General features: G+C 54.8%; 18 protein-coding genes. 7 read left to right on the forward strand and 11 right to left on the reverse strand.

Annotated features, from left to right (window positions below; genetic code table 11):
• Nucleotides 1–77: 77 nt before the first annotated feature.
• The 3 genes from ACOKCT_RS13200 to ACOKCT_RS13210 form a co-directional block, all read right to left on the reverse strand.
• On the reverse strand, nucleotides 78–974 hold the full coding sequence (locus ACOKCT_RS13200) for an SDR family oxidoreductase (protein ID WP_156655224.1): 897 nt from the start codon (nucleotides 972–974) through the stop codon (nucleotides 78–80).
• 133 nt (nucleotides 975–1,107) lie between these two features.
• A complete protein-coding gene (locus ACOKCT_RS13205; protein WP_103176957.1) occupies nucleotides 1,108–1,560 on the reverse strand; it encodes a cytoplasmic protein in 453 nt (150 codons plus the stop codon).
• The gene (locus ACOKCT_RS13210; RefSeq protein WP_103176956.1) at nucleotides 1,553–1,957 is read right to left on the reverse strand and encodes a hypothetical protein; all 405 of its coding nucleotides are present in this window, start codon (nucleotides 1,955–1,957) and stop codon (nucleotides 1,553–1,555) included. The genes ACOKCT_RS13205 and ACOKCT_RS13210 overlap by 8 nt, the downstream gene beginning before the upstream one ends.
• A 105-nt stretch (nucleotides 1,958–2,062) precedes the next feature.
• On the opposite strand from ACOKCT_RS13210, the gene ACOKCT_RS13215 reads away from it, so the two are divergent.
• Together ACOKCT_RS13215 and ACOKCT_RS13220 are read left to right on the forward strand one after the other, a co-directional pair.
• Entirely contained in the window at nucleotides 2,063–2,566 is a 504-nt protein-coding gene (locus ACOKCT_RS13215) for an ESA_00282 family adhesion-associated protein (protein WP_420193550.1), read from the forward strand.
• An 81-nt stretch (nucleotides 2,567–2,647) separates the two neighbouring features.
• Nucleotides 2,648–3,136 (forward strand): TIGR00645 family protein, encoded by a 489-nt coding sequence (locus tag ACOKCT_RS13220; RefSeq protein WP_103176954.1) that lies wholly within the window; start codon nucleotides 2,648–2,650, stop codon nucleotides 3,134–3,136.
• Nucleotides 3,137–3,227: 91 nt separating this feature from the next.
• On the opposite strand, the gene ACOKCT_RS13225 is transcribed toward ACOKCT_RS13220, so the two are convergent.
• Nucleotides 3,228–4,268, reverse strand: coding sequence for an aldo/keto reductase (locus ACOKCT_RS13225; RefSeq protein WP_159339951.1), 1,041 nt, complete (start codon nucleotides 4,266–4,268; stop codon nucleotides 3,228–3,230).
• Nucleotides 4,269–4,351: 83 nt separating this feature from the next.
• Between ACOKCT_RS13225 and yghX the strand changes: the two genes are divergently transcribed.
• Nucleotides 4,352–5,239, forward strand: a complete 888-nt coding sequence (yghX, locus tag ACOKCT_RS13230; RefSeq protein ID WP_103176952.1) for a YghX family hydrolase — start codon at nucleotides 4,352–4,354, stop codon at nucleotides 5,237–5,239.
• Nucleotides 5,240–5,281: 42 nt separating this feature from the next.
• Here yghX and ACOKCT_RS13235 read toward each other — a convergent pair whose 3' ends face one another.
• Nucleotides 5,282–7,834 carry an autotransporter domain-containing protein gene (locus ACOKCT_RS13235; protein ID WP_420193551.1) on the reverse strand — a complete coding sequence of 851 codons (2,553 nt, stop codon included), beginning with the start codon at nucleotides 7,832–7,834 and terminating at the stop codon, nucleotides 5,282–5,284.
• 515 nt (nucleotides 7,835–8,349) lie between these two features.
• On the opposite strand from ACOKCT_RS13235, the gene ACOKCT_RS13240 reads away from it, so the two are divergent.
• Nucleotides 8,350–9,897, forward strand: a complete 1,548-nt coding sequence (locus ACOKCT_RS13240; RefSeq protein WP_420193552.1) for a methyl-accepting chemotaxis protein — start codon at nucleotides 8,350–8,352, stop codon at nucleotides 9,895–9,897.
• On the opposite strand, the gene fucR is transcribed toward ACOKCT_RS13240, so the two are convergent.
• The 5 genes from fucR to ACOKCT_RS13265 form a co-directional block, all read right to left on the reverse strand.
• Nucleotides 9,894–10,610, reverse strand: a complete 717-nt coding sequence (fucR, locus tag ACOKCT_RS13245) for an L-fucose operon activator (RefSeq protein ID WP_214422385.1) — start codon at nucleotides 10,608–10,610, stop codon at nucleotides 9,894–9,896. The genes ACOKCT_RS13240 and fucR overlap by 4 nt on opposite strands.
• Complete coding sequence (locus ACOKCT_RS13250; protein ID WP_159339953.1) at nucleotides 10,607–11,590, reverse strand: sensor domain-containing diguanylate cyclase; 984 nt, start codon at nucleotides 11,588–11,590, stop codon at nucleotides 10,607–10,609. The genes fucR and ACOKCT_RS13250 overlap by 4 nt, the downstream gene beginning before the upstream one ends.
• Nucleotides 11,591–11,766: 176 nt before the next feature.
• Nucleotides 11,767–12,099, reverse strand: a complete 333-nt coding sequence (locus tag ACOKCT_RS13255; RefSeq protein ID WP_103176947.1) for a glycine zipper family protein — start codon at nucleotides 12,097–12,099, stop codon at nucleotides 11,767–11,769.
• A 140-nt stretch (nucleotides 12,100–12,239) separates the two neighbouring features.
• A complete protein-coding gene (gene yghU / locus ACOKCT_RS13260; protein WP_103176946.1) occupies nucleotides 12,240–13,109 on the reverse strand; it encodes a glutathione-dependent disulfide-bond oxidoreductase in 870 nt (289 codons plus the stop codon).
• A 182-nt stretch (nucleotides 13,110–13,291) separates the two neighbouring features.
• Nucleotides 13,292–16,291, reverse strand: coding sequence for an autotransporter domain-containing protein (locus ACOKCT_RS13265; RefSeq protein ID WP_420193553.1), 3,000 nt, complete (start codon nucleotides 16,289–16,291; stop codon nucleotides 13,292–13,294).
• A 187-nt stretch (nucleotides 16,292–16,478) separates the two neighbouring features.
• Here ACOKCT_RS13265 and ACOKCT_RS13270 point away from each other — a divergent pair, with 187 nt between their 5' ends.
• Both ACOKCT_RS13270 and ACOKCT_RS13275 read left to right on the forward strand, forming a co-directional pair.
• On the forward strand, nucleotides 16,479–17,318 hold the full coding sequence (locus ACOKCT_RS13270; RefSeq protein ID WP_103176944.1) for an alpha/beta hydrolase: 840 nt from the start codon (nucleotides 16,479–16,481) through the stop codon (nucleotides 17,316–17,318).
• Between the two features lie 36 nt (nucleotides 17,319–17,354).
• Nucleotides 17,355–18,074, forward strand: coding sequence for a GntR family transcriptional regulator (locus tag ACOKCT_RS13275; RefSeq protein ID WP_156655217.1), 720 nt, complete (start codon nucleotides 17,355–17,357; stop codon nucleotides 18,072–18,074).
• Here the strand turns inward: ACOKCT_RS13275 and ACOKCT_RS13280 are convergent.
• Nucleotides 18,062–19,261, reverse strand: coding sequence for an enolase C-terminal domain-like protein (locus ACOKCT_RS13280; protein WP_420193554.1), 1,200 nt, complete (start codon nucleotides 19,259–19,261; stop codon nucleotides 18,062–18,064). The genes ACOKCT_RS13275 and ACOKCT_RS13280 overlap by 13 nt on opposite strands.
• A 274-nt stretch (nucleotides 19,262–19,535) precedes the next feature.
• Here ACOKCT_RS13280 and ACOKCT_RS13285 point away from each other — a divergent pair, with 274 nt between their 5' ends.
• On the forward strand, nucleotides 19,536–20,909 hold the full coding sequence (locus ACOKCT_RS13285; RefSeq protein WP_103176941.1) for a PTS transporter subunit EIIC: 1,374 nt from the start codon (nucleotides 19,536–19,538) through the stop codon (nucleotides 20,907–20,909).
• Nucleotides 20,910–21,415: the final 506 nt, after the last annotated feature.

Consider the following 21,415-nt stretch of genomic DNA (forward strand, 5'->3'; position numbering starts at 1 on the left):
TTTTTGTATTTGCCGGATGGCGCCTGCATGCGAAACGTAGGCCGGGTAAGGCGAAGCCGCCACCCGGCACTGCACCATCAGCCTAAATGTTCCCCACCGCACACGCCGTGCACTTCTGCGGTCACGTAGCTGGACTCCTGACTTGCCAGATAGACATAGACCGGCGCCAGCTCCGCAGGCTGCCCTGCGCGCTTCATCGGCGTCTGCTGACCAAACTGCGGGAGCTTCTCCTGAGGCTGACCGCCGGAGACTTGCAGCGCCGTCCAGATAGGACCAGGGGCTACCACGTTGACGCGCACGCCGGTCTCAGCCACCTGTTTCGCCAGCCCGCGGCTGAAGTTGAGAATAGCCGCTTTAGTGGAAGCATAGTCCAGCAGATGCGGGCTCGGCTGATAGGCCTGAATCGAGGAGGTGGTGATAATGCTCGACCCGGCGGGCAGCAGCGGCAGTGCCTCCTGGGTAATCCAGAACAGAGCCAGCACGTTCACGGCATAGGTCTGCTTAAACTGCTCGGTGGTGATATCGGCAATCTTCTCCACCGCCACCTGCTTACCGGCTACCAGCGCCAGCACGTCCAGCCCACCCAGCTCCTGATGGGCTTTATGTACCAGCGAGCGGGCAAATTGTTCATCGCTCAGGTCGCCAGGGATGAGCACCGCTTTGCGCCCGGCCTCTTCAATAAGCTGCTTAACCTGCTGGGCGTCCTCTTCTTCGGCGGGCAGATAGTTAATGGCGACATCTGCTCCTTCACGCGCGTAAGCGATGGCGGCAGCGCGTCCAATCCCGGAATCGCCCCCTGTCACCAGTGCCTTACGATCCTGTAGTCTGCCGCTGCCTTTATAGCTCTTTTCGCCGCAGTCCGGCACCGGGTCCATCTTGCTCTGCAGCCCCGGTACAGGCTGTTTCTGCTTGGGATATTCGCCGGTGTAGTACTGGGTTGTCGGATCCTGAATTTTGCTCTGAGAGTTTGCCATAGGTGTTCTCCTTGAGGGGTTAATCAGACTTTAAGCTTAGGAGAATCAACTGGGCTGTGAGGATTATTCAGTATAATCCTTAAAAGAAATGGGCTGATCAGAAACAGGCGAGACGGCAGGGTTCGGCGAGAGGTTACGGCTTTTGCGGTGGAATGTCCGCTTTGGCGGCCAGCACCTCTTCATTCAGCGCAACGGTGGTCACGCTGGTGGTGCGATAGCCTTCATCAGCCAGCTTACGGGTGACGCGCAGGGTCGCGGTTTCACGTGCCAGAATATATTGATAATTGGTTTCCAGGCGCGCCAGTATTTTTTCTTTTAAATCCGGACGCTGTTGCATAATGGCGTTTATTGTCGCGCCATAGATCTCTTCTTTTACCTGCAATGGATAAATTTCACGGCGATTCTGCCATTTCAGACGCACCAGGCCCGCCGGAATGGAGAGCAGATCTTTAGCAATTCTTTGTATTTCAGCGTTTTTAATCTCTTTAAGCGCGGCAAGGTTTTGCTCTAAGATAAATTCATCGCTTTTTTTGTCATCTAAAGCTAAATAAACGTTGTTGTTATCAACATCCTTCACGTTATTCATCCTCTAGCGTATAAAACACAGGCGTGTTTTTTTCGCAGGTAATAAGATTCAACCAGATTTCATTACCGGCTTCGTTAATCTCATCGGTTTTTTCCGCCAATATTTGACTTAGTGCCTGGGCATCTATTTCCCCCTCCGCCTGCAAATCATTCAGCAGCCGGGCGAACACCTCGATTTTAACTACCCGAAATAACCGGTCTTTAATATGCCGATCGTGCTCTTCAAGCAACATATTGCGGGAGTTACCGGTACGGGTAACGCCAATTAATATATCTGGCGCGTAATCAGCGAGTGTTCTTTTCCCCTTAGTGAAATTGGCATTGCTTTCTGCTTCTGGCGGTTTTGGTTCCACGGAAGAAATGTGAAACTTGGCCGGAACCAGATTGTCGGGCAACATTTTATATTTCCTTTAATTTCAACGGGGTAGGGTTGTCTGGAGTGTGAGATTCGTTGACAATAACATGAGGCAAATTTAAAATCAAAAAAAATGGAGCCTGCCTATATGAACAGCATTTTTTATACTGTCATTACTTTGTTATTGCTTACCGCCGTAGTTCTTTTATTGATGCGCGAGTTCAATAAAAGTAGCGATGTGGGGAGCGCGCACGTCCCGTCTCAGCCGGAGCGGATGTCAAAAGAAGAGGGCGAAGACCATTTTTCTGTGTTAATGAATGCGATTACCCCGGTTTGGTACTGGCGCGTTAACCATGAATATATTGATTTCCTCCATGCCACAATTAAACGAATGAATATGGTGGAAATAAATAGCATTCCTGACCTGTTTGAGGCGCAGCGTCGTTGCAGCGATCTTAACTCGGCGGTCTACAAATATTACGACAATATTAAGAAGCGCTGCCTGAACGGCGAAAAAGTGTCGCACACCGATCTGGAGGTGATGAACCTGCGCCAGTGTTTTCGCGAGTTCAGCCTCGAGGCGTATCCCTCGCTGGTGGTGCTGGTGTGGCCTGAGTATCAGCGCCCGGTGGTAAAGCCTGAGCAAGTGTAGGGGATCTGTTGTTTAGTTGTTGCAAACAATTTGGGCCATTGCGATATACTGCACACTGGTTTCGTTTGCAGACAGGACTCTATGGAACGCTTTTTTGAAAACGCAATGTATGCCTCCCGCTGGTTGTTAGCTCCGGTCTATTTTGGCCTCTCGCTGGCGCTGGTGGCGCTCTGTATTAAATTCTTTCAGGAAATTTTTCACGTTCTGCCGCATATATTCAGCATCGCTGAATCTGACCTGATCCTGCTTTTGCTGTCGCTGGTGGATATGACGCTGGTGGGCGGCCTGCTGGTGATGGTGATGTTTTCGGGCTACGAAAATTTCGTCTCGCAGCTGGATATCTCCGCGGATAAAGAGAAGCTGAGCTGGCTTGGCAAAATGGATGCGTCGTCGCTGAAAAACAAAGTGGCGGCGTCGATTGTGGCGATCTCCTCCATTCACCTGCTGCGGGTGTTCATGGATGCCAAAAATATCCCTGACAACAAGATGATGTGGTACGTGATTATCCACCTCACGTTTGTGCTGTCGGCATTTGTGATGGGATATCTGGACAAGCTGAGCCGCAAATAAGACAAAACGCCTGATGGCGCTGCGCTTATCAGGCTTACGGGGAGTCTGTAGGTCGGGTAAGCGCAGCGCCACCCGACACTATCCTCTGAAATTATTTATCCGAAGAGGCTTGCCACAGATTCAGCTGCCCGTCGGCCACATGCTGGTCAATCCGCTGCAGCTCCTCTTCGCTAAAGTGCAGGTTATTCAGCGCCTGCACATTCTCCTCCAGCTGCTCTGTCCGGCTGGCGCCAATCAGTACCGAGGTGACACGCTCATCTTTCAGCAGCCAGCTCAGCGCCATCTGCGCCATCGTCTGTCCGCGCGCCTGGGCCATCTCATTGAGCAAACGCAGGCTGTTCAGGTTGGCTTCGGTCAGCATATTTTCCGTCAGGCCGCGCGCCTTTTTGCCCTCACGCTGCATGCGGGAGCCGTCAGGAATGCCGTTCAGGTATTTTCCGGTCAACAGCCCCTGGGCCAGCGGCGTAAAGGCGATGCAGCCGGTGCCGTTAGCGGCCAGGGTATCCAGTAAGCCGCTCTTGTCCACCCAGCGGTTAAGCAAGTTGTATGAGGGCTGGTGGATAAGCAGCGGAATTTTCCACTCGCGCAGCAGCTCCGCCATTTTCTGGGTCCGCTCCGGCGAATATGAGGATATGCCTACGTAGAGCGCTTTCCCGCTCTGCACCGCCTGCGCCAGCGCAGAAGCGGTCTCCTCCATTGGCGTGTTTTCATCGACCCGGTGTGAATAGAAGATATCCACGTAGTCCAGCCCCATCCGCTTGAGGCTTTGATCGAGGCTGGCGAGCAGATACTTGCGCGAACCGCCCGCACCGTAAGGCCCCGGCCACATGTCATAGCCCGCTTTGGTGGAGATAATCAGTTCGTCGCGATAAGCCGCGAAATCATCGCGCAGCAGGCGGCCAAAATTTTCCTCCGCGCTGCCCGGCGGTGGGCCATAGTTATTGGCGAGATCGAAATGGGTGATGCCGCAATCGAAGGCTTTTCGCAGCAGGGCGCGCTGTGAGTCGAGGGCGTGGACGTGGCCGAAGCTGTGCCACAGGCCGAGTGACAGGGCGGGTAAACGCAGGCCGCTTTTACCGCAGTAACGGTACTGCATCGTCTCGTAGCGGTCAGGGGAGGCGTTCCAGGGCATGATGTCTCCTTTCTTAGTGATTGATTTTCGAAACAGCGTTTCTATTCTAACCTTAGTTTGTTCACAATTCATGGAGATATGCGATGACGCGTATGACCGCCAAAGACTTTCCTCAGGAATTGCTCGACTACTACGACTATTACGCTCACGGCAAAATCAACAAACGTGAGTTCCTCAATCTGGCTGCCCGTTATGCGGTTGGCGGCGTCACGGCGCTGGCGCTGTTTAATATGCTTAAGCCCAATTACGCCCTCGCGGAGCAGGTGAAATTCACCGATCCCGATATCCTGCCCGAATACATCACCTATCCCTCCCCGGACGGCCATGGCCAGGTGCGCGGCTATCTGGTGAAACCGGCCAAAGCCACCGGCAAAGTGCCGGCGGTGGTGGTGGTGCATGAAAACCGCGGCCTCAATCCCTACATTGAGGATGTGGCGCGTCGGGTGGCAAAAGCGGGCTACATCGCCCTGGCGCCGGATGGCTTAAGTTCGGTGGGCGGTTACCCCGGCAACGATGAGGAGGGCAAGATCCTGCAGCAGAAGGTCGATCCGACGAAGCTGATGAACGACTTCTTTGCCGCCATCGGGTTTATGCAAAAACACCCGGACGCTACCGGTAAAGTGGGGATCACCGGCTTTTGCTACGGCGGCGGTGTCTCTAATGCCGCCGCGGTCGCCTGGCCAGAGCTGGCCTGCGCGGTCCCTTTTTATGGCCGCCAGCCACCGGCGGCGGATGTCGCCAAAATTAAGGCGCCGCTGCTGCTGCATTACGCCGAGCACGACAAGAATGTTAACGAGGGGTGGCCTGCCTATGAGGCCGCGCTTAAAGCTAACGGTAAGGTGTACGAAGCCTGGATCTATCCGGGGGTCAACCACGGGTTCCATAATGACTCTACCCCGCGTTACGACGAACCTGCTGCCGAATTAGCGTGGAAAAGAACCCTGGGATGGTTTGAGAAATATTTGAGTTAAGAAAATACCCGGCAGCCTCAGGCTACCGGGTAGGCGTGGTCATCAGAAGCTGTAGCTCATACCTGCCTGAACACTGGCGTCGTTATCGACATCGCCCGTGCCATAGTAAATGCCGGTATTTACCGAGAAGTTGTGCGCGATAGTGGCATTCACACCCGCACCAAACATTCCCATGCTGTTGTTATGACCTGCGGTGTTGTGATAATCCGCTGCCTGGATATCGGTATCATCGCTGAACTCTTTCTGCACGCGGGCATCCAGCCATGGCATGATCTGCACGTTTTTGTTCAGATCGGTCAGGGTGGTGGTCAGACGCAGACCCGCGCCGCCGTTCCAGGAGGAGACCTGGCTGTCAGCAAAGGTCACTTCTCTGTCGGAGAAGCCGTTAGCTTTGGTCTCATCCCAGCCGAGGATGGCGTATGGTTGCAGCACGGTTTCGCCTGGCAGCAGCACGTTCACCCCGGTACGAGCCTGAGCCATATACAGGCTACCGTCTGTGGAGCCGTGCAGCGCTTCGGTCATGCCGCTGGTGTCGCCAGTGACGTTATGCGCGGAGAGGGAGTAGCGCATATCGCCATAGCTGAAGCTGGCGTCGGCGAACATGCCCCACTGACGACCGTTCAGCGCCTGCTGCCAGCCGCCATACAGGCTGTAGTAGTTACCATAGACGGTGTCCTTGAAGCTGTCCGGGCCGTTGGCGGTATCTTCAACGCGGCTACGGGTCCAGGCCAGTGCCACGCCGCCGGTTACGCTGTCCCCGTTAGCGAGGTACGCCGTCCAGTCAACGCCACCCTGTGCGCCCTGAGTGATGCTTTTGTAATCCACATCGTTGCTGAAGTTACCGTTCTGATAGAGGAAGTCTCCCCACAGCTGGGCCCCTTCCTGCTGTTCACCTGTCAGGCCAGCAAAGTGCAGGCGATCCAAATGGCTGGCGATGTCATCAGTGACCTGATGGCCCGCCTGTTCGGCTGCATCCAGCCCGGCGACTAATCCCTGGACATCGCTGGCCAGTGCGCCGCGGGAGCTGTTAAAGACAATATTCCAGTCCTGGCTGTTATCGCCAGGCACAATGCTCAGAGCATTGTTGTAGTTATAAGCTGCGCTGCGGTTTTCAACCTGCTGCTGACCGTTGCTGAAGGTCGCATTGGCGGCCGTTTCCGGCGTGGTGGTTGCCGTAGTCGTGGTAAAGGACCCCAGCACGATGTTCTGCTGATTGAGCGCCGAAGAGGTAATGTTATTGACTACCACAGCGTTACGGGAGCCGGTGATCTGGCCGAAGTTAACCCGGCTATCGGTGCTCATGTTCACTACGGCATTACTACCCGTGGTGTCGGCGGTCAGGGTGGAGCCGTTTTGCAGACTCCATGTAGTTGAATCGTTAATGGTGTCGAGGCTGATGCTGTTATCGCTGGTGGTATTCACAGTTTCAAACTGATTAATTTGCCCGGAAATAGAGCTACCCGCATCCATCGACAGGGTATCGTTGCCGTCTCCGCCGCTGACATTACCGGTGACGTGGGAATCATTCACCAGGACCACCGTATCATCGCCTGCGCCGGTCGTAATATTGCCGTCAACGTTAGCACCGTTTTGCAGAGTAATGGTGGTATCGCCACTGTTCTGGCTGGCATTCAGGTCGCCATTAATGGTGCTGTTATCCACCAGAACGGTATTGGTGGAGTTACCGTCCAGCGTCACATTGCCGTTCACGACGCTGTTATTGGTGAATGACAGGTTGGTCTGGCCTTTTTCGTTAATAACCCCGATGTCGCCGGTCACGGTGCTGTTGTTCAGTGCCAGCGTATCCTGAGTGGTACCGTACAGTGCCACTGCCAGATCGCTAAAGGCATCAACGTTGATATTCTGGAAGGGCTGGTACTGGCTCAGTGTTTCTACGATGGTATCGAGATTTTGCGCCACCTGGCTGTTAGTTGCATCCACGCTGGCGTTCGTCAGGGTAAGGGAGGTATCGGATTTATCGCTGCCGACGTAGATACCGCCATTATCCATGATGCTGTCGCTCATGGCGATGGTTTGGGTGCCCTGACCGGCGCTGATAATACTGCCATGCAGTGCGCTGTCGTTGCTGATATTCACGTCGTGGTACCCTGCATCGAGCGGGTCGAGATAGATGGCGGCGCCCATCATATAATCTTTGTCTCGCTGATAGGCCCCGTCGCTGTTCTGGCCGTTCAGCGTGGAGTCATTGACGTTGATCGTTGTATTGGTGGTCTTGAATGCGGAACCGACTTCAATCATATCCACTTTGGCATTGTCAGTGACGTTAATATTCACGGTACCGCCATTGCTTCCTTGAATATAATAACCGGACATGTCCGTACCTGTCACAGTTAAGGTCTGCGTATCGCCTGTTTTACGGTCACCATCCATATAAATATTGGTTGCTGTTTCATTTGCCATAACGGCATCAGTGACCCCTGGATCCTGATAGAAACTGCCGTCCGGATATTCTTTCAGGCCGCAGGTCTGGGTGGTGTCACCATTCTGGCAAGGCGTGGCAGGGGTCTCGCCTGCCTGGGTAGCAAACGAGGCAAGTGACAGTAATACACACTGTGACAACAAGGTCCTTTTCATTGAAATACGCATTTCTTCATCTCTTATAACCGGATCAAAGTGAATTCTTTTTAAACCAGATATGCGTAATTAAGAACTTTCTCAGACGAAAAGGGTGTAATGAAATTTGAAATTATATCAAGCCATTAAATGACCATTTTTATAAAAACAAATGATTGGTTTTTCTAAATATATCTGTTTTGTGAATGTTACAGTTTTATTAACGTACAAAAAGTAAGACTTTTTCCGCTTGAACAGGAAAATTCTCTGTCAAGAGAGATCGGAGGACTAACCCTTTAGAGTTATGTGGATTATGAATGGAGAGCCTGATTTACATTTGTAAATTTTATGAAATCTAATATCACGTTATTTAGAGGGGTATTTATCCTGGCGTGATTATCCTTTTCCGGCCCGGTAAACAGAAATGAAAAGTTTTATAAAAATAACCAGGAAAAGGTATTGCTTCGCCTTTTCTTGCCGATAACGAGGGTAATACTCGCCTCCGGGCGACATCTCCCTCAGGCAAGGAAAGAGTTATGCGTATATTTCGTAATCTTACAATCCGGTTCGTGATGCTGACGATTCTGGGTATCTTCTGTTTAATGTGGGCGGGCGTGGGATTGTATGGCTCATGGGCGCTCTCCCGCGTGGCGGATGGCAATGAGGTCGATCGCCAGCTGGTCAGACAGATGACGGTGCTCAGCCAGGGCAACGATCAATACTTCCGTTTTGTTACCCGGCTGAGCCGCGCGATGGAGACGCAGGCGGCAGGCGGCAAGGCCGATTTTGCCGCTGTGCAGCAGGCGCTGGATACCATGAGCATCAGGCTCGACGAGCTGAAAGCCATGTCGCCGGGGCCAATGGATGCCGACGTCTCCGCCCGGGTGATCGCCAGCTGGCAGGCGTTGCTGGATAACGGCGTTAAGCCCCAGATGCAGCTGGCTCAGCAGGGCAACCTTGAGGGCTATCGCCAGCAGGCGAACAATGTCACCCCACCGCTAAGCCGCGCCTTTGGCGAGAGCGCCGGACAGTTCAATAAGGCCGCCGACACGATCCTCGACACCACCCGGGTGACGGTGGATGGCTTCACCAGCACTACCCGCACGGTAATGATTACCGCAACGATTATCGGCCTGCTGATCCTGCTGTTCGCTGACCGTTATCTGGTTGCCATGCTGGTGAAACCTCTTGAGCAGCTCCGCCACCATTTCCGCCTGATTGCGCAGGGGGATCTTAGCCAGCCGATCGCGCCTTTTGGCCGTAACTGTGTGGGGCAGCTGGTACCGCTGCTGACGGCGATGCAGGAGAGCCTGCGCGAGGCGGTGAGCACCATCCGCAAAGGCAGCGAGAACATCTGGCGCGGGGCGACGGAGATCTCCAGCGGCAATAACGATCTCTCGTCCCGTACCGAAGAGCAGGCAGCGGCGCTGGAAGAGACCGCCGCCAGCATGGAGCAGCTCACCGCCACGGTGAAGCTAAACGCGGATAATGCCCGGCAGGCCAGCGAGTTGGCGGACGTCGCCTCTGTCAGCGCCAGTCGCGGCGGCGCGCTGGTGGAAAATGTGGTCAGTACCATGACCGGGATCTCCATCAGTTCGAAGAAGATTGCGGAGATCACCAGCGTCATCAACAGCATCGCCTTCCAGACCAATATTCTGGCCCTCAACGCGGCGGTGGAAGCGGCGCGGGCGGGCGAGCAGGGGCGTGGCTTTGCGGTAGTAGCCGGTGAGGTACGGAATCTCGCCAGCCGCAGTGCGAACGCGGCAAAAGAGATCGAGGGGTTAATCTCTGACTCCGTCTCCCGCGTGGAGGAGGGGGCCAAACTGGTGACCGAGACTGGCACCACCATGGAGGCGGTGCTGCGCGACATTACTGGCGTCACCACCATCATGAAGCAGATTGCCAGCGCCTCGGAAGAGCAAAGCAAAGGCATTTCGCAGGTTGGGGTGGCGATCACCCAGATGGACGGCGTGACCCAGCAGAATGCCTCGCTGGTGGAGCAGGTGTCGGCGGCGGCTTCCGCACTGGAGCGCCAGACCGAAGAGCTGCAACGTTCGGTGCAGAAGTTCCGTCTGGCAGACTAACGCCGGGCAAGCTGCGCGTCGCTGATCAATTGCGTCACCTGCGACAGGTGACCAATTTTCACTTCGCTGGAGCGCTGAAACTTGCTTTTGTCGATCAGCAGCAGCGACTGGCTGGCGCGGCCCAGCAGCTGCGATTTAAACCCGGCGCTGTGCGGGGTGGGATCCCACATCACACCCTGCTCATCCACCCCTTCACACGAGAAGATAAACAGGTCAATTTCCAGCGATTTCAGCAGCGTCACCAGGGCCGGATTCACATAGCAGCGGTATTTGCGCTCCAGCGTCCCGCCCGAGCAGATCAGGGTGATGCGCTCGCGCTTCGCCATCTCATGACAGATGGGCAGGCTGTTGGTAAAGACCGTCAGAGCGATATCCGGCAGCTGCCGCGCCAGGTGAAAGCAGGTTGAGCTGGCATCCAGGGCCAGCGTCATGCCTTCGCTGACCCAGTCCAGCGCATGACGGGCGATATCGGCTTTATCCGCGTAGTGACTTTTCAACCGCGCGCCAAAGGGCTCTCCGCCGTCGCGGTGATCCGGGTGGATCGCCCGCGCCCGCCCGTGATGGCGCACGATCTTGCCCTGCTGCTGCAGCAGGGCAAGATCGCGCCGAATCGTCTCTTTACTCACGCCAAGCGCGGCGGCCAGCGCCTCTGTTGTCAGCCAGTCGGAGGCCGCCAGCAGGCGGATAAGATCCTGATGACGGGAGCTTTTCATGGTTCTGTTCCGGTACGGGTGAAGGCGAGCGGCGTCTGGCCAATCGCCACGCCGTTTTTGCCGGTGTGCTTAATCTGGTACATCGATCGGTCGGCACGGCGCAGGGCATTGACGAAATCATCCTGCTCCAGCACTTCGTCAATCCCTACCGAGGCGCCGACCTGCGCCTGGCCATTATCCAGCTCGAACGGCGTCAGCGCCGCCTGCAGACAACGGTGGGCGGTGCTGTTCACCCGCACACTGGAAAGCGGGAAAGGCAACAGCAGCACGAACTCATCGCCACCCAGGCGGCCAACGATGGCCTCCGGCGGACAGGCATCGCGCAGGCGCTGGCTGAGCTGGATCAGCAGCTCATCGCCGCTGCGATGACCAAAGGTGTCGTTCACCGTTTTAAAATCATCAAGATCGATAAAAGCGATGCTGAGCGGCCCCTGGGCCTTAAGCTGGGCGAAGTGCTTAAGCAATGCGTGACGGTTGGCAAGGCCAGTGAGTGGATCGTGATTAGCCAGCTGGGCCAGTTGCTCTTCGTACTGCTTCTCTTTGGTCATGTCGATATGGGTGCCGGTCACCTTCAGGGGGTTGCCGTTTTCATCCCAGTCCGTCACCCGTCCGCGGTCCAGCACCCAGGTGACGGTGCCGTTTTTGTGCTGCATGCGGTGCAGCGCTTCATAGAAGGGCGTTTTGCCGTGCAGGTGATCGTAGAAGGCATCCAGCACGTTCTGTTTGTCATCCGGATGCAGATGCTCACGCCAGATCTCAAACTGCGCGTTCAGCTCCTTGGGCTGATAGCCCAGCATCGCACCCCAGCGGCGGTTATAGATAATCAGCTTGCCGGTAGGAACGTCGAGCTGCCATAAACAGAGACCGGTTCCGTCGAGCGCAGCACTGAGCTTGTTTCGGGCGTCACGCGCCAGCCTGGCAAGCCGGGCATTGTGCTTTTTGAGATTCTGAATCTGTTGTTTCAGCGCCTTTTCTGACATGCGAATAATCTGAAGAAAGAAATTATTGATGCCAGTTTACTGGATGGAAGTAAATATGGTGTTGAAAAAAGAGAGGGATTTGCGTTAAGGCTTATATTGAAGGTCTTATAAACAGCCAGGAAATAAGAAATGAGGGGCCTGAAAAAGCCAGGTGGAATAATCACCTGGCATTTTTATTAGTGGGTCGCTTCGCCGACCAGGCCGCCCGCCCCTGCGCCAAGGGCGGCGCCTTTGAGAACGCTATTGCCGGTTACGGCGGCTGCACCAGCCCCTACAGCGGCACCAATGGCTCCCCCCTTACGCGCGGCTTTGCCTTTCTCACCGTTTTTAAACATTGCCCCGGTACCCGCGCCAACCACCGCGCCACCGACGGTGGATTTTACGCTTTTCCCGGCTACTGCGCCGATGGTGGCACCCACCAGCGCCCCGGTAGCGGTTTTATCTGCCGCCAGGCTGGTAGCAGAGAAGATCAGCGCGCCGATCATCAAAGTGATTTTCATGGTTTTCATGGCTGTTCCCTTATAAATATGCAGTGAGACGTTGGGGATACTGCCAGCTGCGCGGTTTGCCAGGTAGGCCAATAATGCCGTAGTGGGGAAACTCAACGTAATCTGACCGTCGCCGGGCGGTGGCCCGCCCGGCACAGGGGTTAGCCCTGACGTTTATCTTCAGTGTTGGTATCAAAATCGCTTGCCGCATGGCGCTCATGCAGCTGTTCGCTCAGCTCGCCATTGGTGCGGTTGACGATACGCCCGCGCTTCACCGCCGGACGGCTGGCGACATCCTTCGCCCAGCGCTGAACGTTCTTGTAGCTTTCGGCATCGAGGAACTCTGCCGCGCCGTAAACCTGGCCCAGCGCCACGCTGCCAAACCACGGCCAGATGGCAATGTCGGCGATGGTGTACTCTTCACCCGCCACGTAGCGACCCCGCGCCAGCTGTTTATCCAGCACGTCGAACAGACGTTTGGCTTCCATGGTGAAGCGATCAATGGCGTACTCGATTTTTACCGGGGCATAGTGATAGAAGTGGCCGAAACCGCCGCCAAGGAACGGGGCAGCGCCCTGCAGCCAGAATAGCCAGTTCAGGGTTTCCACTCGTCCAGCCGGATCTTTTGGCAGGAAGTGGCCGAACTTTTCCGCCAGATAGAGCAGGATATTGCCGGACTCAAACACCCGGGTTGGCGGCGTGGTGGAGTGGTCGCGCAGGGCCGGAATTTTAGAGTTCGGGTTGACCTCAACAAACCCGCTTGAGAACTGATCGCCTTCGCCGATGCGGATCAGCCATGCATCATATTCCGCACCGGTGACGCCGAGCGCCAGCAGCTCTTCCAGCAGAATAGTGACCTTCTGGCCGTTTGGCGTACCCAGTGAATAAAGCTGCAACGGATGTGAACCGACCGGCAGGGTTTTCTCGTGAGTAGCGCCTGAGATTGGGCGGTTGATGCTGGCGAACGCGCCGCCGCTGTTGTTCTGCTTCCATTCCCAGACTTTCGCTGGCTGGTAGTTATTCTCGGACATGTTGATCTGCCTTTTTGTGGAGGTGTTGAGGCAGTGTAGCAGCTGTGCCGTGAACGGTTTAACGAACTGAGCGCATAAGATTATGCGCTCAACGGGATGCCTGCAGGTGTGCTAAAAACATAATGTTTTACCCGGGTAAAAAAAATGGGGCCCCTGAGGGCCCCGTTGAAGGGACATAACAATCAGAACGATTTGCGTAAACGCAGGCTGAAAGTATGCGCCTGGTAACGATCGCCGGCCTGCAGGTCGTAACGCGCGTCAAAGCTCAGATCGTTGGCGTCGTAGAGCGTGGTGCCGATAGCTACGCCGGCCATATCTTTCACCGGTGAAGCTCCTTTGGTGATAAAGCTGGTTTCACCCACGGCATCGGCGGCATAGGTCGCATGGCTGCTGACCTGGCGGTTATCGTACTGGTGGATCCAGGAGAGCTGGGCAAACGGCGTCAGATTACCCAGTCCGGTGGAGAAGCTCTTCTCCAGGCGGGCGCCGATATCGCTGACTACCGACTGCGTATGGGTGCTGCTGACATCCAGCGCCATCCCATTGCCGCCAGTTTCGCTGTAGCCCTCCACATGCTGATAACCGTAGGTCAGGCCCGCGAGCGGGGTCAGTACCACGTCGGCTGGCAGCGTGATCGGGTAACCCAGCTCGCTTTGCAGAGTGACCGACTGGCCGTTGAACTTGCCGTGCGCCGCGCCGGAGAAACCGGTGAAATCGGCGCGGCGAACGGAGCTGTAGTTCTGACGGTTCAGGCCCGCGGAGAGGTTCAGATACCACGGATTGCCGGTGTAGGCCGCATAACCAATCACCCCATAGTTATCGGCGGTGGAGTTGTTGCCGCTCAGGTTGTCTTTACCATGTACGGAGGTGTTGCTGTAGTTCAGCGCCGCGCCCAGACGCCAGGCGTCACCCAGGGCACGGTCGGCACCGATGATCAGGCCGCCAAATTTCGCTGAGTAACCGCTCACGTCGTCACTGCTCTGCTGGCGGGCATAACCGCCGAACGGCTGACCCCAGACAATCCAGTTTTCTGCGTAGTCATCACCGGTTGCCACCCCGCTCACGCCGGAGGCCTGTGGATTACGCACGGCATCGATGTGAGCACCCACTACGGCCTGAGCGGTAGAGATGGCAACGGTTGCCGCTGAGCTGGTGTTGAGATTCTGGCTGGTAGAGAGACGCTCGCCAACGCGGTTCGCCTCTTGTTTACCTTCAATTGCCAGCGAGGCGTTATACAAATTCAGCAGTTGCGGTGAGGCGATACCGGAGTAGCTCGCCAGCCCGCCCAGTGACGCGGTAGCGCTTGGGATAGTGGCATAGCCCCGTTTGGTCGGCTGAGCAGGTGTGGGTTCCGCTGGCGCAGGCTGGGTCGGCTGTGCCGGGGTCGTAACGACCGGCGGGGCGATCTCAGGCTCGGTCACCACAGGCGGGGTCACTTCTGGCGTCGGCTCAGGCTGCGGCTGCGGCTGGGGCTGTGGCTCTACCGGATCGGGAGTGACCGGCTCTGCGCCCAGGGTTAACACCAGCGCCTTGCTCGTCGCATCTTCATACACGGTGCCGTTGACCGCACCACGGTAGCCGAGCGCTTTATAGTTCAGCTGATCGGCATGGTAGTCGGTCTGGGCGCCACTGGCGTTGATGACCACATAGCGCTGCCCTTCAGCGAACTTATAGGTGCTGCCGGTGCGCAGCAGATTGATGCTTGAGCCCGCGTCGATAGTGGCATTACCGCTGACGTTCAGACGACCATATCCGGCGTCGGCAAGCACATCGCCGTTAGCCTCGGCCAGATCGGAGATGCCGGAGATGAGCGTTGCGGCCGCTTTCTGATGATAATCACCCAGAATGTTGATGCTGTTATTGACCTGAAGGGACGCGGCTTCGTTCAGTACGGTGCCGGTCGTCACTTCAATGTCGTCGCTCATCTGCATTGCCATCAGGCCATACTCAGGGATAACGCTAAACGTGCTGACATTATCGTTGAGCAGCAGCGAGCCGCTGCCAAATGTGACATTAGAGCCAGTAATGGTGCCCGTCGCGCCGTCGATGCCGGTCAGCGTGCCCATGGTGGTGCCACCGTTAAGAGTTAATGGTGCCGTGCTGGTGGAGTAAATATCACCGGTAATGGTGCCGGTATTGGTGAGGGTTACCGTGTCGCTATTATTACCGTTAACAAACAGGGCATAGCCCCCGCCGCTTAACAGGCCGTTATTGACGATCTCCGTGTTGCCCTGGTTGTTGTAGTTCCAGATGTAAATCCCGCTCCAGTTACCCGAGATTTCACCGTTGTTCACAATGGAGCCAATAACGCTGTTGTTATTGCTGTTGTTATAGACAGCGGTGTCGTTGGCGGTGATGTTACCGTTATTAACAAGGGTATTAAGGGTGCCGGAGTTGATAATGCCGAAGGAGCTGCCGTTAATCTTCTCATCATTAACGATAGCGTTAATGATGCCCTGGTTGATGATCCCGGAGCTGCCGTAATAATCGGTCGTGCCGCCTTCAATTGTTCCGGTGTTATGCAGGGAGCCAATCGTACCGCTGTTAAAAATGGCCCCTTTTTGCCCCATGAATATGCCGTTATCGTTATTCACAGAAGAGATAAGGCCGGCATTATTCAGGTTGTCGATGGTGCCCTGATTGTTGATGCCGCGATAGCCCACAATCTTGCCATCCACGGCATTAACCAGGGTGCCGATAGTCCCGGCATTGCTCAAGGTACCGTTGTTGTTATACCCGAAAAGGTTGTAAGAGCCCGAAACCCTCTCGAGCGTGCCGCTGTTAGTGAAGGTGTTAATCACCCCCGTCGCACCCACCGCCACGACGCTGCCGTTTTGATACAGGCTCTGGCTGGAGATGGTGCCGTTATTGTTTAGCGTATCTATTGTTCCATCAATCTGAACAATATTGTTGTTTAACAATAATGGGTTATCAACGGTGTCGCTAATCATCCCATCATTAGTAAGTGTCGTTACAGTGACGCCCGCGTTCACGGTTAAGGCATTGGTAGGGGTGCCGGTGATACTTCCCGCATGGGTAATATGCACCAGCTCTTTTCCGTCAGCGATCTGAATATTACTCGTTGGCGTGTCGATAATTAACTCGGGAGACGTTGCGAAGGCGTGCGCAGCCGTCGATGCAACCAGCAGGGAGATCAGCTGGCTAAGGCGTTTCTTTTCCATGGTATTCCGTCATAAGTAGCGATGATTGTGCAAAGGTTGTGGCGATCTCTTCGGATTAATCCGATATCTTCGGGCGCAGAATATACAATTCGTTGCTGAAAACAATAAGTCCTGCTTAATTATTTCAGGGCGAATTTATTGCATATTTTTTGTAATGTTTATAATTTGACTTAAGGCTGGTGGCGGAATGAGGATATATCCTCACTTAATGCAGGGAACGGTATTGATTAATTTATCTTTATTATTGGCGGGATGTATTTCAGCCAATCCGCAGGGTGCCGTACAAAAAATCGCCAGGGAGAGTGGTCTGATCAGTGAGAAGTTTGATACAGATCCCTTCCCGATTACCAGCTGGCATCGAATCACGCCTCCGGTTGTTTCGTTGCGGGTCTATATCGAGGGGGATGGCTTTGCCTGGAAAAACCGCTTCACACCCTCGGATAATCCGACACCTCGTAATCCAGTTGGCCTGATGCTGGCGGCGGCGGATAGCCATGCCAATGTGCTTTATCTGGCCCGGCCCTGCCAGTTTATCGGGCCGCCTTTGCCGGCGCACTGCCGTGTAAATATCTGGACGCAGGATCGTTTTTCACCTGCGGTCATTGATGCGATGAATGAGGCGCTCAGCCAGATGGTGAAGCGTTATCCCGGCGTGAAGCTCGATTTGGTTGGCTACTCCGGGGGCGGTAATATCGCCGCGCTGTTAGCCGAACGACGGAATGATGTGCGCTCTCTGCGCACGGTGGCGGGCAATCTCGACGTGGCGTATGTCAATGCCCTGCACCGTGTCAGTCCGATGCCCGAGGCGGAAAGCGCTATTGATCGTGCGCCTACGCTTCGCGTCCTGCCACAGATCCACTACAGTGGAGAAGCCGATACCACCGTGCCGCCCGCCGTCGCCAGACGTTTTCAACAGGCGGTGGGGGGGAACTGTGTGCAAACGGAGGTGGTCAGCGGGTTGGGGCATGGCTCCGACTGGGCGGCAGTCTGGCCGCGCTTGCTGGCACAAGATTTGCCGGAGTGTTGAGGTGCGATCAACGTTGAGTGACTTCAGGATGGAACAATGAAAAAGAAAGAGTTTGTGACCCAGGATCTGTTGAGCAAAATCTATCAGGACACCACGGCAGGGCCACGTAAACTTCCTCCTGAAAGACAGCTGGCCGAAGAGTATGGCGTCTCGCGTTTCACCATCCGCCAGGCGCTGGAAAAACTGGTCAGTATTGGCGTGGTGCGGATCGTGCAGGGCTCGGGGATCTGGATCAACGAGCATGCGCGCAATAATCCGCTGATTTATAATTCGATCACGGAAAAGCGATTCGATCAGATGCGTTACCGGATGATTAGCCTGCATAAGAGGAGGCCCGATCGCGCGGCGCAGCAGATCTTCGGCATCGATGAAGAGAGTTTTATCTGGCACTTTTGCCGCCTGCGCTACGTCGATGACCAGCCCGTACAGCTGGAAGTGTCCAGCATGCCGGCCGCCGATTTCCCCGATCTTAATCAGCAGGCGATTGAGCGTTCCATTCAGCAGTACGTCTTAAATAAAGGAATGATCATTTCCCATATGCTGACCACCTACCGGGCGGTCAGCGTCAGCCGGGAGCAGGCGGTAATACTGGGCTGCAAAAAAGGCAGCCCAGCAATGCATATTAATAATCGTGGAATACTGGAGGGGGGGCGGGTCTTTGAGGTGAGCGATATTATTGATATCAACTACACCTGCACCTGGGTCAGCCCGTATAACCGCGATAATTTAGCCTGGCGACAACATCAGGGCGTGTGAATCGAGCCGTCCGGCAGGCGGCTTTGCGTCCATTCATGCGGGCGATAAACCAACGGATAGGCCAGAGCTCGCTCTTCATTGAAGGCGGTGCCGATGCCGGGCGCTGTCGGCGGATAAACAAACCCGTCTTTCACCTCAGGCGCGCCAGGGAATACGCTGTCGGTGGCGGCAGAACGCGGAATAAATTCCTGAATGGCGGCATTATGCAAATGAATGTTCAGGTGCGTATTTACCGCCACGCCGATAGGGGTCATATCGCCGGGGCCATGCCAGGCGAGACGCACGCCGAAGGCCTGACAGAGATGCGCAAGCTTCAGCGCCGGTGTAATGCCGCCAATCTGCGAGATGTGGCAGCGAATAAAGTCGATGCGGCGGCTCACAATCAGCTCGTGCCATTCAGCGGGATTATTGAAGAGCTCGCCCATCGCCAGCGGCACGCAGCTCTGCTGGCGAACCTGTTCCAGCCAGGCACTCTGCTGCGGCGGTAAAATATCTTCAATAAAGTAGGGTTGGTAAGGCTCAAGTTGTTTTGCCAGTTGCACCGCCTGCTGCGGGAATAATCGCTCATGAACGTCGTGTAAGAAATGGAGTTTCCAGCCATATTTTTCGCGCAGGGTGCGGAACATCTCCACGGTATTCGCGATATATTCATGCTGATCGAACCAGGCCCCTGACGTCGGATTTTCCGGGGCATGTAACGCCGATGGCGTTCCGCCATAAAAACCAAGCTGGCAGCGGATATGCCGATAGCCTTGCGCCACCAGTTTATCAACGGAGGCAAAGAGTTCCTCCAGCGTTTCGCCGCTGGCGTGGCTGTAAGCCGGGATCGCATCACGGGCTTTTCCACCCAGCAGCTGATAAAGCGGCATTCCGGCCAGTTGCCCTTTAATATCCCACAGAGCCATATCCACGCCTGAAATCGCGTTGTTCATTGCCGGACCGTTACGCCAGTAAGCGTTAACGTTCATCATTTGCCACAGATCTTCGATGTTATTGGCATCCCGGCCGATGAGCAGCGGCTTAAGGTACTCATCCACCAGGGTTTTCACCGCCAGCGGGCGTTGCTGGAAGGTGGCGCAACCGTGTCCAATGGGCCCGTTTTCGGTGGTGACGCGCACGGTCACCAGGTTATGTCGGTCCGGGCGGGTAATAAAACACTCGATATTTTTAATAATCACAGGCGTCACGAAAAACTCCTTTGCTGCGCTGTGGAAATACGGAATGGGAATATCATCGCCCTAAAAATGTTTACAGGTAAACCATTTTTTTATTATTTATTTTGGTCAGTTATTTTATTCTATTTTAATTAAAAACCGTACCAATTGTGCATTGCATATTGTTTTACCGTCTTTTAGATGGTTAAGTGTGAGCGGTGTCAAATTTTATTGGTTTGTTTTGTATGGGGGGGTTAATTATTCTCGGAGCATCAATAAAACAACAACCATACCGGCAGGAGTCTTTATGGGGATGCAAGAAGCCATCAACAATATTATTTATCTGGTCGGCGGCCAGGGGAATATTAATAAAGTCTGGCACTGTATGACGCGGCTACGGTTTGATCTTATCGACGATAACAAAGTTGATCAGACCGCGATAAAAAATCTGCCGGGCGTGCTGGGCGCGCAACTGCAGAGCGATCAGTTTCAGGTGATTATTGGGCCGAAGGTGAACAGCTGGTACGTGCAAATGGTTAAGGTACTCGGTCAAGGGGGCGATCAGGCGCCGACGGCGACGAAGGGGCGTAAAAGTCTGGTCTCCCTCTTTATGGATACCGTCTCGGGCGTGTTTGGCCCGATTGTTCCGGCCATTGCCGGGGCCGGGATGATAAAAGGGCTGCTGGCCGGGCTGATTGCACTGAAGTTGGTATCAGCGAAAAGCGATACTGTTATGGTTATCGACCTGATTGCCAGCGGCGTGTTCTATTTTCTGCCTTTCTTTCTTGCCGTGTCGGCGGCAAAGATCTTCAAAACGAATGAGTATCTTGCCGCGGCGGTTGCCGCCTGTCTGATGTATCCCTCCTTAATAGAAGCAGCGAAAGCCCTGGCGACACATCAGGAAGGGGCGGTCAGCGCGCTCTGGTTAATGAATGCCATACCGGTCTCCGTCTTTAACTATGCCTCGAGCGTCATTCCGGTGATCTTCTCGGTGCTGGCATTAAGCTATATCCATCGCTGGGTAGACAGCATTATGCCGGATGTATTGAAAACCGTGTTCACACCAACGCTTTCCCTCTTTATAGGCGCCCTGGCGGCACTGGTGGTGATCGGCCCCGTGGGCATTTGGCTGGGTAAAGGACTCGCCTTCTTTATAGAAGGACTGTTTGGCGTGTCGGCCAGCTTTGCCGGGCTTATCGTCGGGGCTATCCGTCCGGTGGCGATCCTGACCGGTATGCATCACGCAATGACGCCGATTGCCCTGCAAAACTTCAGCGACCGTGGTTACGACATGCTGATGCCGATGATGTTTATGGCCAATATGGCGATTGCGGGGGCGACATTTGCTATCTGGCGGCTGAGCCGAGACCGTCAGGAGAAGACCGTTACGCTGTCGGCAGCCATCTCTGCGCTGCTGGGGATTACCGAACCGGCACTCTTTGGCGTCCTGACGCGCTACAAGAAAGCTTTTATCGCCGCCACGGTGGCCAGCTCGCTGGCATCAGCCTTTATCGCCTTCTTCGGGGTGCGCCTCTATGGCTATATCCTGTCAAGCATCTTCAGTTTGCCTGCTTATATAGGGCCGTACTTTATCTTTGCTCTGGCGGGTGTGGCGATCTCGCTGGTGCTCTCCTTTATACTTACCACCCTTCTGGTACGCAAAGAACAGACCGCAGCGTGATTCTGAACCCGCCTTAGCCTCTATATAGCAGAGAATATCAGCATGTTTGTGGATAACTCTGTGGGTAATCAGGTATAAGGCGGGCTTTTGCTGGGGAATGCAGCAGTCAGTCATTTTTATGACATTTAAGGGTTGCGGGCGCCGGAGAACTCCCTATAATGCGCCTCCATCGACACGGCGGATGTGAATCACTTCACACTAACAGCCGGGCCGGTTGAGGAGAAAAGCGAAAATAATCGCTTGACTCTGAAAGAGGAAAGCGTAATATACGCCACCTCGCAACGGTGAGCGAAAGCCACGTTGCACTGCTCTTTAACAATTTATCAGACAATCTGTGTGGGCACTCAAAGTGACATGGATTCTTAACGTCCTCGGACGAAAAATGAATACCAAGTCTCTGAGTGAACACGTAATTCATTACGAAGTTTAATTCACGAGCATCAAACTTAAATTGAAGAGTTTGATCATGGCTCAGATTGAACGCTGGCGGCAGGCCTAACACATGC

Origin of the sequence: Leclercia sp. M-A074-M (assembly GCF_965195605.1) — a bacterium.
Taxonomy (GTDB): Bacteria; Pseudomonadota; Gammaproteobacteria; order Enterobacterales; family Enterobacteriaceae; genus Enterobacter.